Source organism: Micromonospora sp. NBRC 110037 (assembly GCF_001652995.1).
In the GTDB taxonomy this organism is placed as follows: domain Bacteria; phylum Actinomycetota; class Actinomycetes; order Mycobacteriales; family Micromonosporaceae; genus Micromonospora; species Micromonospora chalcea.
The window spans coordinates 2,074,426-2,086,736 of record NZ_BBVA01000002.1 but is presented as its reverse complement, the minus strand read 5'-3'; the positions used below and the strand labels follow the sequence as shown (position 1 = coordinate 2,086,736).

Below are 12,311 nucleotides of genomic sequence, written 5' to 3'. Positions count from 1 at the left end.
CCGAGCGCGAACGCGGCGTCCGATCCCCGCCGGACAGACGGCCCGACGTCAACCAGGCTTCCTCCCGTGAACAACGCACTCGACGGCAAGGTAGCTCTCGTCACCGGTGGCGGCCGTGGCATCGGCGCGGCGGTGGCCCGGGCGGCCGGGGAACTGGGCCGGTTGGACATCCTGGTCAACAACGCGGGCGCGTTCCTGCTCGGACAACTGGAGCAGCTGAGTCTCGACGAGTTCGAGCAGACAGTCGCGGTGAACGTCCGGGCACCGTTCGTCGCCTCGCAGGCCGCGGTGCGCCACATGGCGGCGGGCGGGCGGATCGTCAACATCGGCAGCAACACGGCCGAGCGGGCGGTCTTCCCGGGCTTCTCGCTCTACGCGATGAGCAAGACCGCCCTGATCGGTCTGACCAAGGCGCTCGGGCGCGAACTCGGCGGTCGAGCGATCACCGTGAACCTGGTGAACCCCGGCGCCACGGACACCGAGCTGAACCCGGCCGACGGCCCGAACGCGGACACGATCAACGGGTTCACCGCCCTCGGCCACTACGCGCAGCCGGCCGACGTGGCCGCCGCGGTGGCGTTCCTCGCCGGCCCGGACGGGCGTTACGTCACCGGCGCGACTGTGAACGTCGACGGCGGATTCACCATCTGACCATCGGGAACGGCCAGGGTGATGACCGGAAGGACGGCTGCGGCGGGGGAGAGTTCTCCCTTTTCCGCTGGCGCGCGCCGGGCAGCGCGGGTACACCTGGGCGGTGATCCTCATCCAGCGGTTCCGCGTCCGGTGGACCGCCGACGCCCGCGGCGCGCCCGCGGCGAACGCCCGCCGTGGACTGGTCCGGGCGATGCCGCTGCCCCGGGCACTGCCGGAGGGCGAGGTGGTCGTCCACGACGTGCTAGCCGACCGGGCAGCCGGCTACAAACACCGGGACGGGGTACGCGCCGGAGACGTCGCGCTGACCCGCGAGGCCGGGCTCTGGCTCGGGCGTGACCAGGCGTGCATCGTCGTGGACCGGCTGCCCGGGTCGGCGGCGTTTCCGCGCCCGTCGGCGTCGGCACGGCTGTTCACGCTCGCCCCCGGGCAGGTCGGCCGCTACCGGGCCAACTTCCGGTTCACCGGCTGCGGGTGCGATCCGAGCTGGCACTACGAGGAGTGGCTGGTGCACGTCGGACACGGTGCGGTGGCATCCTTCGGCGCGCCGGACCGCGACGTCGACCACCGCGTGCACCTGTACGGGTAGGCGTCAGCTGTCGAACCAGACGACGAGTCGTACGTTGTCCTCGCCGTGCCGTTCGGCCAGCTCGCGCATGCCTTCCAGCACCGCGCGCAGCGCCGGGTCACGCTGCAGCGCATCGCTGTTGGACAGGCGCTCCACCCGCCACATCACGTTTCCCGAGCGCCATTCGGTGCCCTCCGGGTAACTGCTGCCCCGGTGATCCGCGTGCTCGCCGGCTACCTCGCGCCAGGATCGCCCGTGCCGGGTGGCCTTGCTCCGGTAGCGCGGTCCTTCGGCCGTCAGGTCGTACACGTGGATCCGGTCGTCCACCCGGGGCGATGGCGCGCTCCAGTCGATGCGTGCCACCTCCGCCCACGACACCCAGGTGGGGTCGTGATGGCGTTCGGTGAAGTGACGAGCGCGCAGGCTCGCGCTGACGTCGTCCGGCAGGCCACGGCCGGGCGCGACCGGCTCGAACCCGGCGAAGTTGCGCACACCGAACAGCAGGCCGAAGGCGTCGTAAATGGTGGAGACCTCCCGCAGGCTGATGTCGGTCAGCTCCCACGGCGAACCCGTACCGTGCGGCCGGATCTCCACCCCACCCCAGATGTCGGTACTCACGTCGCTCCACCCCCGCAGCCGAGACGCTTCGATGTCCGCCACGACCATCGCACCCGGCGGCAAGGCGCCGCAGCCCGGACCTGACTGCTGCGGGGCGGCGCGGTGGCTAGGCTGTGCCGGTGCGGAAGGCGGGGTCCCGGGGTGACCGTCATGGTTGACGCGGACGACGTGCGTCGGGTGGCGTTGTCGCTGCCCGACGTGGTCGAGATCGACAGTGACGGCTTCGACTTCCGGGTCGCCGGCAAGGGGTTCGTCTGGTCCTATCCCGAACGTACGCCCGGGAAGCCGCGGCGCATCCGCACCGACATCGCCGTGCTGTACGTGGGCGACGAGGCGGAGAAACAGGCCCTGCTCCTCGGCGAGCCCGACCTCTTCTTCACCACCCCCGCGTACGACGGGTTGCCCCTGGTCATGCTGCGGCTGGCGCGCGTCGGCGTCGAGCGTCTGACGGAACTCGTCACCGACGCGTGGCGGATGCGTGCCCCCGGCTCGCTCACCGGTGAACCCGGCGCGTGACCCCGCACGCTATCCGTCGAGGATCTGCTCCCGGAGGATGTCCGCGTGCCCGCAGTGCTGGGCGAACTCGCGCAGGACGTGGAGATACACCCACCGCAGCGGAAGCGGCCCCCGTCGGTGCCCGGTGAGCATGTCGTCCAGACCTCGCGTGGAGGTCGCCCGGCGTGACGCGTCCCGAGCGTCGCGGTAGGCCTGCCGGACCCCGGCGATCGTGTCGCCGTCGTCGAGGAGGAACGAGTCCTCCGACCGCTCCGGGATGCCGATCTCGGCGCGAGACCGACCCGTGACGGCTTCGTCGAACCAGACCTTCTCGACGAAGGTGGCGTGCTTCACCAGACCCAGCAGCGTGGTGCGGGAGGCCACCAACGATCGGCGCGCCTGTTCCTCGGTCAGTCCGTCCAGGCAGCGGTCGAGCGCGTCGCGGTGTTCGTCGAGAAACGCCTCGAACTGGGCCTGGACCGGCTGCGCGACGACTTCGGCGGAGAAGGTGGGCGGGAAGGACGGCATGGACGCAGCATTCCAGATCGGCGGCCGGATGAGCGCGGGGTGTATCAGGCGGGTCGCTGACGAACCGCGACGATCTCGGCGTGGTGAGCGACCGCCCAGTCGGCCAGCGCGGAAAGCGGCTCCAGCAGGCTGACACCGAGTGGCGTCAGCCGGTACTCGACGCCCGGCGGCACCGTCGGAAACACCTCACGCTCGACCAGGCCGTCGCTTTCCAGCGCACGCAGTGTCCGGCTGAGCATGCGCGGGCTGATGCCCTCCACGGCGCGGTGCAACTCGTTGAACCGGTGCGGATGCCGGCCGAGCAGGGTGATCAGCAACAGCGTCCACTTGTCGCTCACCCGCCGCAGCAGGTCGGTGACCGGACAGCGGTCGTACTCGCCGGCCGGAACCGGCACCGGCAGCCGATGATCGAGCAGCGAGGCACTCACATCGGTGTCACCTGTGGACATGAAAGTGCCTTCTTTCGCCTCCGCCGGCCTGCTGCCCAGGATGGGGCAGGTCGATGAGCACACGATAAGGGGGCGACGTGGGCGTCGTGGTGGTCAGTGGCGGCACGAACGGAATGGGGCGTGCGTTCGCCCTGGGGCGGGCCGAACGTGGCGACCGCGTCCTGGTGCTCGGCCGCAACCGTGCACGTGGCGAGGCGATGGCCGGCGGCCTGATCGCCTTCCTTCCCGTCGACCTGTCCAGCACGGCCGAGACGCGGCAGGTCATCGAGCACATCCTCGGCGAGCACCAGGTCGTGGACGCGTTGACGCTGTTCGCCAACGCGGTGGCGCCGCGTCGCGTCGAGACGGTGGAGGGACTGGAGCGTACGTTCGCGCTCTACTACGTCAGTCGCTACCTGCTCAGTTTCGGTCTGCGTCCGGCCCTGGACCGGGCGGTCGCGCCGGTGATCGTGAACGTCGCCGGTGTCGGGGTCACGAGAGGCGAGGTGCGCTGGGCCGATCCGCAGATGGGGGAGGGCTACTCGGCCGTCGCCGCCCAGTTGCAGGCCGGGCGGGCCAACGACCTGCTCGGCGTGGGCTTCGCCCAGCGGTCCGGCAGCCGCGCCCGATACGTGCTCTACCATCCCGGGTTCACCAGGAGCGGTGACCGTAGCGCGCTCCCGTTCGTGGTAAGGGGGCTGCTCGCGGTGGCGGCGGCGGTCGCCGCCCGGTCCGTCGCGGACGCGGTGGCGCCGATTCACCGGTTCCTGGACGCGCCGCCGACCGCGCCGGTGACCGCCGTCGACCGGGGGAAGCAACTTCCGCCCGGTTTCCCGACCCTCGACCCTCATGACGCCGAGCGGTTGATGGACCTCACGGAGAGGCTGCTGCGGTGAGGCGCCGCGCCGACGCTACGGCCGGAAGTAGTCGGACATCATGCTGCTGACCCACTCCGGCTGCCGGACGTTCGTGGGGACGAACTCCACCAGCACCGGCTTCAGGTCGATGACCGGCGTGCCGGACACCGCGTCGAGGCCCACCACCGTCAGTTCCCGGCCGTGGACCGACTCGATGCGGCAGCACGTCACGCCGATCCGGTTCGGCCGACGGGGACCACGGCCGGCGAACACGCCCATCGGCGGCAGGTCGGCCCGGCCCCGGTAGGGACGGGGCTCGCGGTGGTCGCCGCCGTCCGGGAACCGGTCGAAGACGAACACGACCTCCACGTGCGAGAACTCCTCCAGGCCCTGCAGGCACGCCTCGCCGAAGCGCTCGTCGACGACGATCGTGCTGCGGACGGCGCCCCAGTTGTCGCTGTGCTGGATGTCCGTCCGGTCGTTGCGGACCGTGCCGATGGGGGTGATCTCGAAGCTGGGCATGCCCGGAGAGTAGTTCCGCGTGGCTCGTCACGGGGGCCCACGAGCCGGGCCACCGGCGCTAGGTTCATGATCATGGACGTTCTCCGATACGCGGCGTTCACCGCCGACCCGGCCGGCGGCAACCCGGCCGGTGTCGTGCTCGACGCCACCGGGGTGGATGACGCGGAGATGCAGCAGGTGGCGGCGCAGGTCGGCTACTCCGAGACGGCGTTCCTCCTGCCCGGCGAGGGCGGGCGGTTCACGGTGCGCTACTTCAGCCCGAAGGCGGAAGTGCCGTTCTGCGGGCACGCGACGATCGCGTCCGCGGTCGCGTTCGCCGAGCGGCACGGCCCCGGCGCGCTGCACCTGGACACCCGCGCCGGACTGGTCGAGGTCGCCACGAGCGCGCAGGCCGACGGCACCACCACCGCCACGCTCACCAGCGTCGCGCCGCGCACCGTACCGCTGGGCGCGGACGACCTGGCGGCGCTGCTCGCCGCGTTGCGCTGGTCGCCGGACGATCTCGACGCGACGCTGCCGCCGCGTGTCGCGTACGCCGGGGCCTGGCATCCGATCGTGGCCGCCGCGACCCGGCAGCGCCTGGCGGACCTGGACTACGACATGGCGGCGCTGAGCGCGCTCATGGCCGAGCGGGACTGGACGACGATCGACCTGGTGCATCGCGAGTCCCCGCTGGTGTTCCACGCGCGCAATCCGTTCCCGCCCGGCGGCGTGGTCGAGGATGCCGCGACCGGCGCGGCGGCCGCCGCGTTCGGCGGTTACCTGCGCGAGATGGGCCTGGTGCGGCCGCCCGCCACAGTCACCGTGCGGCAGGGCGAGGACATGGGCCGCCCGAGCCTGCTCACCGTCGGCATCCCCGCCGATCCCGGCGCCGGGATCGCGGTGACCGGCACCGCCGTGCCCATTCCACCCGCTGAGGCGGCCCGGTGAGGCCGGACCACTACGACGGCTTCGCCGAGCGGTACGCCGCGGAGAACGAGTCCAGCCTGTTCAACGCCTACTACGAGCGGCCCGCGATGCTGGAACTCGCCGGGGACGTGCGGGGCCGGCGGATCCTCGACGCGGGCTGTGGCACCGCCCCGCTGTCCGAGGCGCTCGCCGCGCGCGGGGCCGTCGTGACCGGCTTCGACGGCAGCCCGGCGATGGTGGAGCTGGCCCGCGAGCGGCTCGGCGGGGACGCGACGCTGCTGGTGGCCGACCTGGGCGCGCCGCTGCCGCTCGCCGACGGCGCGTTCGACGACGTGATCGTGTCGCTGGTGCTGCACTACTTGGAGGACTGGACCGCGCCGTTGGCCGAGCTGCGCCGTGTGCTGCGTCCCGGCGGCCGGCTCCTGGTGTCGGTGAACCATCCGATCGGGTACGAGGTGGCGTTCCCGGACGCCGACTACTTCGCCGTCGCGAGCTGGTCAGAGGAGTACGACTTCGACGGGCAGCGCGCCACGCTCACCTACTGGCACCGGCCGCTGCACGCGATGACGGCGGCGTTCACCGACGCGGGTTTCCGGCTCTCGGTGATCAGCGAACCGCCGTTCTCGCCCGACACGCCGCGCGAGCTGCTGCCCCCGGAACTCGACGGCCGTACGGCCTTCCTCTGCTTCATCTTCTTCGTTCTCGAAGCGCACTGAATCCGAGCGGCGCATAACGTCGAGCGGCGTATAACGTCGGATCCGGGTCGGCTCGTTCGTAGGACGGGTGAGAGGCGGCCGGACCGGCCGCCCGGACAAGGGAGTCATGGCATGCCGCGGTACCTGATCTCATTCAACGACGGCGCGATGGACCACATCCCCGCGGAGGAGATCCCCCAGGTGGGCAAGGACGCGCACGCGGTCATCCAGGAGGCCGTGAACGCTGGCGTGTTCGTGTACGGCACCGGGCTCGAACGCCAGCAGGCCAGCATCGTGGACACGGACGGGGTGGTCACCGACGGGCCGTTCCCGGAGACCAAGGAGGTCATCGGCGGGTTCGTGGTCCTCGACGTGGCCTCACGCGACGAGGCGCTGAAGTGGGCCGCCAAGATCGCCGTCTCGTGCCGCTGCGCCCAGGAGGTCCGGGAGGTCATGCCCGACCCCGAGACGGAGGCGATGCTCCGCGCGGCGGGCCGCTGACCGGTCCGATGTCGACGCGACGACGGTGGGCGGGGCACCCGGACGGAGGCCATGCCTACCATGATCGCTAGCCTCGTGCGATGAAACGTGAACTCGCCGCGCTCTCCCTGCTGTTCGTCGTCTCCGCGTGTGCGCCCTCGGAACCCACGCCGTCGACGTCCGCCACCCCGTCGTCGTCCGCGTCGGCCTCGGCCGCTCCTCAGGCCGGCTCGACCGCGCCCGCGGACAAGGTCGCGGCCGGTGCGTGCAACATGGTGGCCCGGGTGGTCGAGCAGCAGGACGTCCGCTTCACCTCGAACTCGCCGATCGCCATGCGTGCCCGCAAGGCGGCCGACCCGGGCGTCCGGGACGCCGGCGAACGGCTGGCGGTGGCGGCGAAGGAATCCGGGGACATGTTCGTCCGCAACGACCCGAACGAGGACACCGGCCCGGTCGACGCGCGTATGGCCGAGGCGCAGCGCGGGCTCCTGTCCGCGTGTACGGCGCTGTTCGGGCCGCAGCCGTGGCCGTTCGCCCCGTCGCCGACACCGACCACCTGAGCCGCGGCGCTGATGCCGGCTCATGCCGGGCCGGCGGCCCCGGCGATGGCGAGTGTGTGCTGATATTCGCGCCAGTGGGCCAGCTTGCCGTCCCGGGTCCGCAACACCCCGATGAACGGCGCGGACGCGGTCACCCCGGTCACCGTGTGCGTGCCGACGAGCTCGTACTCGACCACGATCACCTCGGGATCGGCGGTCTCGTGTACGACCACGCCGCGGCACTCGTCGAACCGCACCGGGAAGGACGCCCGGCCCGCTCGCGTGTACTCGAGAACGGACTGCTTCCCCTCGGTGCGGGTCGGGTGGCCGGGCGCGGCGAAGGGCGTCTCGATCACCACGTCGTCGGCCAGCGAATCCGCCTCGAAGGTGGGCAGGTTCGCCAGCCACCTGGCGCGCATGCTCTCGAAGATCTGCTGTGGTGTCACGTCGGCCTCCGCGATAATGAGTCATGACTCGACTTGTGGCTCCGAGAATAATGAGTGGAGACTCACTTTGGTAGAGGGTCCGCCCCTGCGCGCCGACGCGCAACGCAACCGGGTACGCATCCTGGACGCCGCCGAGGCGGTCTTCGCCGAGTTCGGCGCCCGGGCCTCCACCGAGGAGGTGGCCCGCCGGGCCGGCGTCGCCATCGGCACGGTCTTCCGTCATTTCCCCACCAAGGAGGACCTGCTCGCCGCGCTCATGAAGCGACTGCTCGCGCAGCTCGCCGAGGAGGCGGGACGACACGACCTCTTCGGGTTCTTCAGACACACGGTGGCACAGGCCGCCGCGAAGAAGACGGCAGTCGAACTGCTCGCCGGATCCGGGGTGGACATCCGGCTTCCGGAAGCGGTAGGTCACCTGGAGGAGGCGGTGGGCAGGCTGCTGGAACAGGCCCGGGCCGACGGAACCGTCGCCGACTCGGTGCGGCTCCCCGAGGTGATGGCGCTGCTCACCGGCATGTGCCAGGGCGCGCTGCACGGCGGATGGGACGAGCACCTGCAAGCCCGGACGCTGGCGGTCGTCTTCGCCGGCTTCGAGCGCGGCTGACGGTCCGGCGCGGATCACGCCGCGATAAACCGGTTGGCCCGCCCGGCGAGCGCTGTTACCTTGCCGGTGGCCGTGCCGGAGAACGAGGGAGGTGGTACCCGTGACCGCAGTATCGACATGGGTGCTCCCCTCGGGGGTCACGGCCGGGCGATAGGTCGTCCGGGAGCGCCGTCGCACTCCCGAAAGGCACGACCATGCGCTTCACCTCCGAACAGCGCCTCGCCGACGGCGTCCGCGAACGCGAGTTCACCCTCGGCGAGATCCCGGGCATCCTGTGGACGCCCGCCTCCACGTCGGCGCCGGCCCCGCTGATCCTGCTCGGCCACCCCGGCGGACTGCGCCGGATGTATCCCCGCCTGGCGGCCCGGGCGCAGGGCTGCGTCGAACAGGGCTTCGCCGCCGCCACCATCGAACTGCCCGGCGGTGGCGACCGGCCCGCGTCCGCCGCCGCCGAGCGGGCCCGCGCCGACCTGCGCCGGGCGCTGGCAGCCGGCGAGCGGGTCGCCGACGAGGTGGTCGACCGGCTCGTCCTGCCGCTGGTGGAGGAGGCGGTACCGGAGTGCCGGGCCGCGCTGGACGCACTCCTCGCGCTGCCCGAGGTCGGCGGCCCGGTCGGGTACGCCGGCGGGGTGATCTCGATCGGCGTACGGCTGGCGGTGGTCGAACCGCGCATCGTGGCCGCGCTCCTGTTCGCCGGAAGCTTCGTGCCGCGCGCCATCATCGAGGAGGCCCGGCGGGTCACCATTCCGCTGCACGTCCTGTTGCAGTGGGACGACGAGGGCAACGACCGGCGGATGGCACTGGACCTGTTCGACGCCTTCGGCTCGTCGGAGAAGACGCTGCACGCCAACATGGGCGGGCACACCGGCGTGCCGTGGTTCGAGGGGGACGCCGCGAACCGGTTCTTCGCCCGGCACCTGAAGGCGGGCCCGCCGGTGGCGGTCTCGGCGGATCCGGGGGAGGGGACGCCGTCCGGTCCGTAGGGTGATCGCATGGCGCCCGTGACCGGACTGGACCACGTCGTCATCGCCGTGTCCGACTGGCGGGCCGCCACCGACTTCTATCGCGACGTCGTCGGCGCCGAGGTGATCGGCGTCGGCGGCGACCGCGTCGCCTTCCGGATCGGCCCCCACCGGTTGAGCGTGCACGGGCCGGGTCTCGACCTCGGCGGCAACGTGGCCCGGATTCCCGTCCGTCCGGGCAACAGCGACATCTGTTTCGTCTGGGCCGGGCCGATCGAGGAGGCGGTGGCGCATCTGCGGCGGCACGACGTCGAGGTGGAGACCGGACCGGTCCGGCGGGCCGGCGCCGGTGGCGCCGGGACGAGTGTCTACTTCCGCGACCCGGACGGAAGCCTGCTGGAGTTCATCTCCTACCAGGAGAGGCCGTGACCGGTCAGAGCGGTGACACCACCAGCTCGACGTGCCGGGCCTCCGTCGCGTCGTCCACGGCGAACTGCAGCAGCCAGCGGCCCGGCGCCAACTCGATCTCGTCGTTGTCGTCGGCGTCGCCGACGTAGAGCCGTCCGGACGGGACGTCCAGTGTCACCTCGTGCGGGTGCCCGTGACGCGCTGCGACGTCACCCGGATGTCGAGGGTGACATCTGCCTCTCCCTCGTCCGCCACGGCGGCGGAGGCGACCACGACCGCGACGTGGTGCGTCGTGGCGAACACCGGCGCGTCCCCGGCGTGGAAGTCGATGTCGAAGTCGGTCTCGCAGAGGGCGTCGCTGAGGTAGACGGCACCCCAGTGGTATGGGCGGACCCGGCGTACGCGTCGGTCGTCGGTCACGCGAGCCCGCCGACCGGCGGCGCCCAGGTCGGGCGCCGGATCAGGCAGAACGGGTGACCGGCCGGGTCGGCGTACACGTGGTCGCCCGCCAGCCGCCGCGCGCCCAGCGCGAGCACCGCCGTACCCACCGCCTCCTGGTCGTCGACCATCACGTCGAGGTGCATCTGCTGCGGCACTTCCGGCTCCGGCCACGTCGGCGGCGTCAGCTCGGGGGCGCGTTGGAACGCCAGCCCGGACGCCGCCGTACCGGCCGACACCACGGCGAAGTCGTCGTCCGCGTACGTGATCGGGTCGCCGAGGACCGCGCTCCAGAAGCGTGCCTCGGTCATCGGATCCGGGCAGTCGACGATCAGGTGGTGGAGCCTGCCGAGCGGCATCGCGATCGCCTCGTCAGCTCAGCCGCAGGTCGTGCTCGGCGAGGGCGGCCTCGACGACGCCCAGCGCCTTCGGTCCCATGCCGTGCAGGCGGGCCAGCTCCGCGCGCGGTACACCGGCGAGCCGGCGCAGCGTGGTGTAGCCGGCCGCGGTCAGCGCCCGCGTGGCCGGCGCGCTGATCTTCGGCAGGCGGTCCAGGGACGACGTCATCGCCCGATGCTAGACCGCCACGGTGCGGCTCGCCTGCCCGTCCTTCGGCCCGTCAGGGACGGAATGGGGGAAAGACCCGACGGGCATATCGGGGCGTTTCCGTATGGGACTCGGGTGGGACGCCGCTGAAGAATCGACAGGCATCCAAGACACCGGGAGGTGCCGTGTTCCGACGTACCGTGGCCGTCGCTCTGGCCGCGCTCACCGTCCTGGCGGGACTGCCCGGCGCGGCGCGCGCCGGGCTTCCGCCGCAGCGGCTCGTGTGGAGCGAGTGCGCCGACGACCTGCCGGACGTCCCGCCGGATGAACGCGTGCGGTGCGCCCGGCTGCGGGTGCCGGTGGACTGGGCCCGGCCGCACGGTCCGACGGTCGACCTCGCCGTGGCACGCCGGTCCGCGCGCCTGCCGGAGCAGCGGGTGGGCACGCTGGTGTTCGGGCCGGGAGGCCCCGGCGACTCGGGAGTGGAACGGATCCGCAAGGGCGACCGGTTCAGCGACGAGTTGCTGGACCGGTTCGACCTGGTCAGTTTCGACCCGCGTACGGTCGCCCGCACCGCCGCGCCGGTCTGCGCCCCGGATCCGGCGCTGCGCAAGCCGGCCGTCCCGCTGACCGGTCAGGCCGACTTCGACGCCGCGGTGGCCTACAACCAGGCGCTGTGGCGCAGGTGCCGTCCGACCAGCCCGGTGTTCGACCACGCCGACACGCTCAGCACCGTCCGTGACCTCGACGCGTTGCGGCGGGCGCTGGGGGAGCGGCAGCTGTCCTTCCACGGCAGCTCGTACGGCACGCTGCTGGGCCAGCAGTACGCCGAGCGGTACCCCGGCCGCGTGCGGGCTGTCGTGCTGGAGGGCGTGTTCGACCACAGCCTCGACGTGCGCTCCTTCGTGCGGACGCAGGCCGCCGCGTTGCAGGACTCGTTCGACGAGTTCGTGTCCTGGTGCGACAGGTCGCCGGAGTGCGTGCTCCACGCACGCGACGTGCGGGCGGTCTGGGCGCAGGCGCTGGCCCGCGCGGACCGGGGCGAGTACGCCCCCCGTACCGCCTTCGACGTCACCGCTGTGGCGCTCGGCCTGCTCGCCGGTCCGCGTTGGCCGCAACTCGCGGTGATCGTGCGGGACATGGCCGCCGGTACGCCGCCACCGCAGGTGAATCTCCCGGTCTCCGTCGCGGCGTTCTGCGCGGACTGGCCGGCGCAGGTAAGCGACTACGCCGCGTACGCCGGCGTGGTCCGGGACGCCCGGGCCGTCGCCCCGGACGTCCGGTACGGCGCCGGCCTGCTGGCCGTGCAGACGTGCCTGGGCTGGCCGTCCCCGGTCCGCAACCCGCCGCACGAGCTGAACGTGCACACCCGCACGCCGCTGCTGCTGCTCAACGCCCGGCACGATCCCCGGACCGGCTACGCCTGGGCCGTGAACGTCGCCCGGCAACTCGGCCGGCACGGACGCCTGGTCACCTACGAGGGCTGGGGCCACGGCACCTACCAGCGCACCGACTGCACGACTGCGGTGGTGGACCGGTACCTCGTCGACCTGACCGTGCCCGCCCCGGGCACACGATGCTCGGCGAGCTGACCGCTGCGGGTCCGCCGGTGCGGCA

The 12,311-nt window shown here is 72.2% G+C and carries 21 protein-coding genes; 12 read left to right on the top strand and 9 right to left on the bottom strand.

Annotation, left to right across the window (positions count from 1 at the left end; translation table 11 throughout):
- Positions 1 to 66 precede the first annotated feature (66 nt).
- Positions 67 to 651, top strand: coding sequence for an SDR family NAD(P)-dependent oxidoreductase (locus tag A4R25_RS08605; RefSeq protein WP_064446226.1), 585 nt, complete (start codon positions 67 to 69; stop codon positions 649 to 651).
- A 103-nt stretch (positions 652 to 754) separates the two neighbouring features.
- A complete protein-coding gene (locus A4R25_RS08600; protein WP_231915459.1) occupies positions 755 to 1,240 on the top strand; it encodes a hypothetical protein in 486 nt (161 codons plus the stop codon).
- Positions 1,241 to 1,243: 3 nt separating this feature from the next.
- Here the strand turns inward: A4R25_RS08600 and A4R25_RS08595 are convergent, their stop codons facing one another.
- The gene (locus A4R25_RS08595) at positions 1,244 to 1,879 is read right to left on the bottom strand and encodes a hypothetical protein (protein ID WP_157538995.1); all 636 of its coding nucleotides are present in this window, start codon (positions 1,877 to 1,879) and stop codon (positions 1,244 to 1,246) included.
- A gap of 108 nt (positions 1,880 to 1,987) precedes the next feature.
- Here A4R25_RS08595 and A4R25_RS08590 point away from each other — a divergent pair, with 108 nt between their 5' ends.
- A complete protein-coding gene (locus A4R25_RS08590; RefSeq protein ID WP_176722920.1) occupies positions 1,988 to 2,353 on the top strand; it encodes an MmcQ/YjbR family DNA-binding protein in 366 nt (121 codons plus the stop codon).
- Between the two features lie 9 nt (positions 2,354 to 2,362).
- Here the strand turns inward: A4R25_RS08590 and A4R25_RS08585 are convergent, their stop codons facing one another.
- Together A4R25_RS08585 and A4R25_RS08580 are read right to left on the bottom strand one after the other, a co-directional pair.
- Positions 2,363 to 2,860 (bottom strand): DinB family protein, encoded by a 498-nt coding sequence (locus A4R25_RS08585; protein ID WP_064446224.1) that lies wholly within the window; start codon positions 2,858 to 2,860, stop codon positions 2,363 to 2,365.
- Positions 2,861 to 2,904: 44 nt separating this feature from the next.
- The gene (locus A4R25_RS08580) at positions 2,905 to 3,309 is read right to left on the bottom strand and encodes a helix-turn-helix domain-containing protein (RefSeq protein WP_064446223.1); all 405 of its coding nucleotides are present in this window, start codon (positions 3,307 to 3,309) and stop codon (positions 2,905 to 2,907) included.
- A gap of 77 nt (positions 3,310 to 3,386) precedes the next feature.
- Between A4R25_RS08580 and A4R25_RS08575 the strand changes: the two genes are divergently transcribed.
- Positions 3,387 to 4,184: an SDR family NAD(P)-dependent oxidoreductase gene (locus A4R25_RS08575; protein WP_231915457.1), complete on the top strand. Its 798-nt coding sequence runs from the start codon at positions 3,387 to 3,389 to the stop codon at positions 4,182 to 4,184.
- Positions 4,185 to 4,199: 15 nt separating this feature from the next.
- Here A4R25_RS08575 and A4R25_RS08570 read toward each other — a convergent pair whose 3' ends face one another.
- A complete protein-coding gene (locus tag A4R25_RS08570; RefSeq protein ID WP_064446222.1) occupies positions 4,200 to 4,667 on the bottom strand; it encodes an SAM-dependent methyltransferase in 468 nt (155 codons plus the stop codon).
- A 72-nt stretch (positions 4,668 to 4,739) separates the two neighbouring features.
- On the opposite strand from A4R25_RS08570, the gene A4R25_RS08565 reads away from it, so the two are divergent.
- From A4R25_RS08565 to A4R25_RS08550, 4 genes are all read left to right on the top strand, one after another.
- The gene (locus A4R25_RS08565) at positions 4,740 to 5,597 is read left to right on the top strand and encodes a PhzF family phenazine biosynthesis protein (RefSeq protein ID WP_064446521.1); all 858 of its coding nucleotides are present in this window, start codon (positions 4,740 to 4,742) and stop codon (positions 5,595 to 5,597) included.
- Positions 5,594 to 6,292, top strand: a complete 699-nt coding sequence (locus A4R25_RS08560) for a class I SAM-dependent methyltransferase (protein ID WP_043324689.1) — start codon at positions 5,594 to 5,596, stop codon at positions 6,290 to 6,292. The genes A4R25_RS08565 and A4R25_RS08560 overlap by 4 nt, the downstream gene beginning before the upstream one ends.
- A 111-nt stretch (positions 6,293 to 6,403) precedes the next feature.
- Positions 6,404 to 6,772: a YciI family protein gene (locus A4R25_RS08555; RefSeq protein WP_043324687.1), complete on the top strand. Its 369-nt coding sequence runs from the start codon at positions 6,404 to 6,406 to the stop codon at positions 6,770 to 6,772.
- An 80-nt stretch (positions 6,773 to 6,852) separates the two neighbouring features.
- Positions 6,853 to 7,311 (top strand): hypothetical protein, encoded by a 459-nt coding sequence (locus tag A4R25_RS08550; RefSeq protein ID WP_043324686.1) that lies wholly within the window; start codon positions 6,853 to 6,855, stop codon positions 7,309 to 7,311.
- 20 nt (positions 7,312 to 7,331) lie between these two features.
- Here A4R25_RS08550 and A4R25_RS08545 read toward each other — a convergent pair whose 3' ends face one another.
- The gene (locus tag A4R25_RS08545) at positions 7,332 to 7,736 is read right to left on the bottom strand and encodes a nuclear transport factor 2 family protein (RefSeq protein WP_064446221.1); all 405 of its coding nucleotides are present in this window, start codon (positions 7,734 to 7,736) and stop codon (positions 7,332 to 7,334) included.
- A gap of 67 nt (positions 7,737 to 7,803) precedes the next feature.
- Between A4R25_RS08545 and A4R25_RS08540 the strand changes: the two genes are divergently transcribed.
- The 3 genes from A4R25_RS08540 (at position 7,804) to A4R25_RS08530 (ending at position 9,731) form a co-directional block, all read left to right on the top strand.
- Entirely contained in the window at positions 7,804 to 8,340 is a 537-nt protein-coding gene (locus A4R25_RS08540) for a TetR/AcrR family transcriptional regulator (protein WP_064446220.1), read from the top strand.
- Between the two features lie 194 nt (positions 8,341 to 8,534).
- A complete protein-coding gene (locus A4R25_RS08535; protein WP_064446219.1) occupies positions 8,535 to 9,323 on the top strand; it encodes a hypothetical protein in 789 nt (262 codons plus the stop codon).
- Positions 9,324 to 9,332: 9 nt separating this feature from the next.
- A complete protein-coding gene (locus tag A4R25_RS08530; RefSeq protein WP_064446218.1) occupies positions 9,333 to 9,731 on the top strand; it encodes a VOC family protein in 399 nt (132 codons plus the stop codon).
- A gap of 4 nt (positions 9,732 to 9,735) precedes the next feature.
- On the opposite strand, the gene A4R25_RS31025 is transcribed toward A4R25_RS08530, so the two are convergent.
- Genes A4R25_RS31025 through A4R25_RS08515 form a run of 4 tightly spaced genes read right to left on the bottom strand, consistent with a single transcriptional unit; the run spans position 9,736 to position 10,715 of the window.
- Positions 9,736 to 9,888 carry a hypothetical protein gene (locus tag A4R25_RS31025; RefSeq protein WP_157538993.1) on the bottom strand — a complete coding sequence of 51 codons (153 nt, stop codon included), beginning with the start codon at positions 9,886 to 9,888 and terminating at the stop codon, positions 9,736 to 9,738.
- On the bottom strand, positions 9,885 to 10,130 hold the full coding sequence (locus A4R25_RS08525; protein ID WP_064446217.1) for a hypothetical protein: 246 nt from the start codon (positions 10,128 to 10,130) through the stop codon (positions 9,885 to 9,887). Before A4R25_RS08525 ends, A4R25_RS31025 begins: the two co-directional genes overlap by 4 nt.
- A complete protein-coding gene (locus tag A4R25_RS08520) occupies positions 10,127 to 10,507 on the bottom strand; it encodes a VOC family protein (protein ID WP_064446216.1) in 381 nt (126 codons plus the stop codon). The genes A4R25_RS08525 and A4R25_RS08520 overlap by 4 nt, the downstream gene beginning before the upstream one ends.
- Before the next feature lie 13 nt (positions 10,508 to 10,520).
- Positions 10,521 to 10,715 carry a hypothetical protein gene (locus A4R25_RS08515; protein WP_064446215.1) on the bottom strand — a complete coding sequence of 65 codons (195 nt, stop codon included), beginning with the start codon at positions 10,713 to 10,715 and terminating at the stop codon, positions 10,521 to 10,523.
- Positions 10,716 to 10,879: 164 nt separating this feature from the next.
- Between A4R25_RS08515 and A4R25_RS08510 the strand changes: the two genes are divergently transcribed.
- On the top strand, positions 10,880 to 12,286 hold the full coding sequence (locus tag A4R25_RS08510; RefSeq protein WP_064446214.1) for an alpha/beta hydrolase: 1,407 nt from the start codon (positions 10,880 to 10,882) through the stop codon (positions 12,284 to 12,286).
- The last annotated feature ends 25 nt before the right edge of the window (positions 12,287 to 12,311 follow it).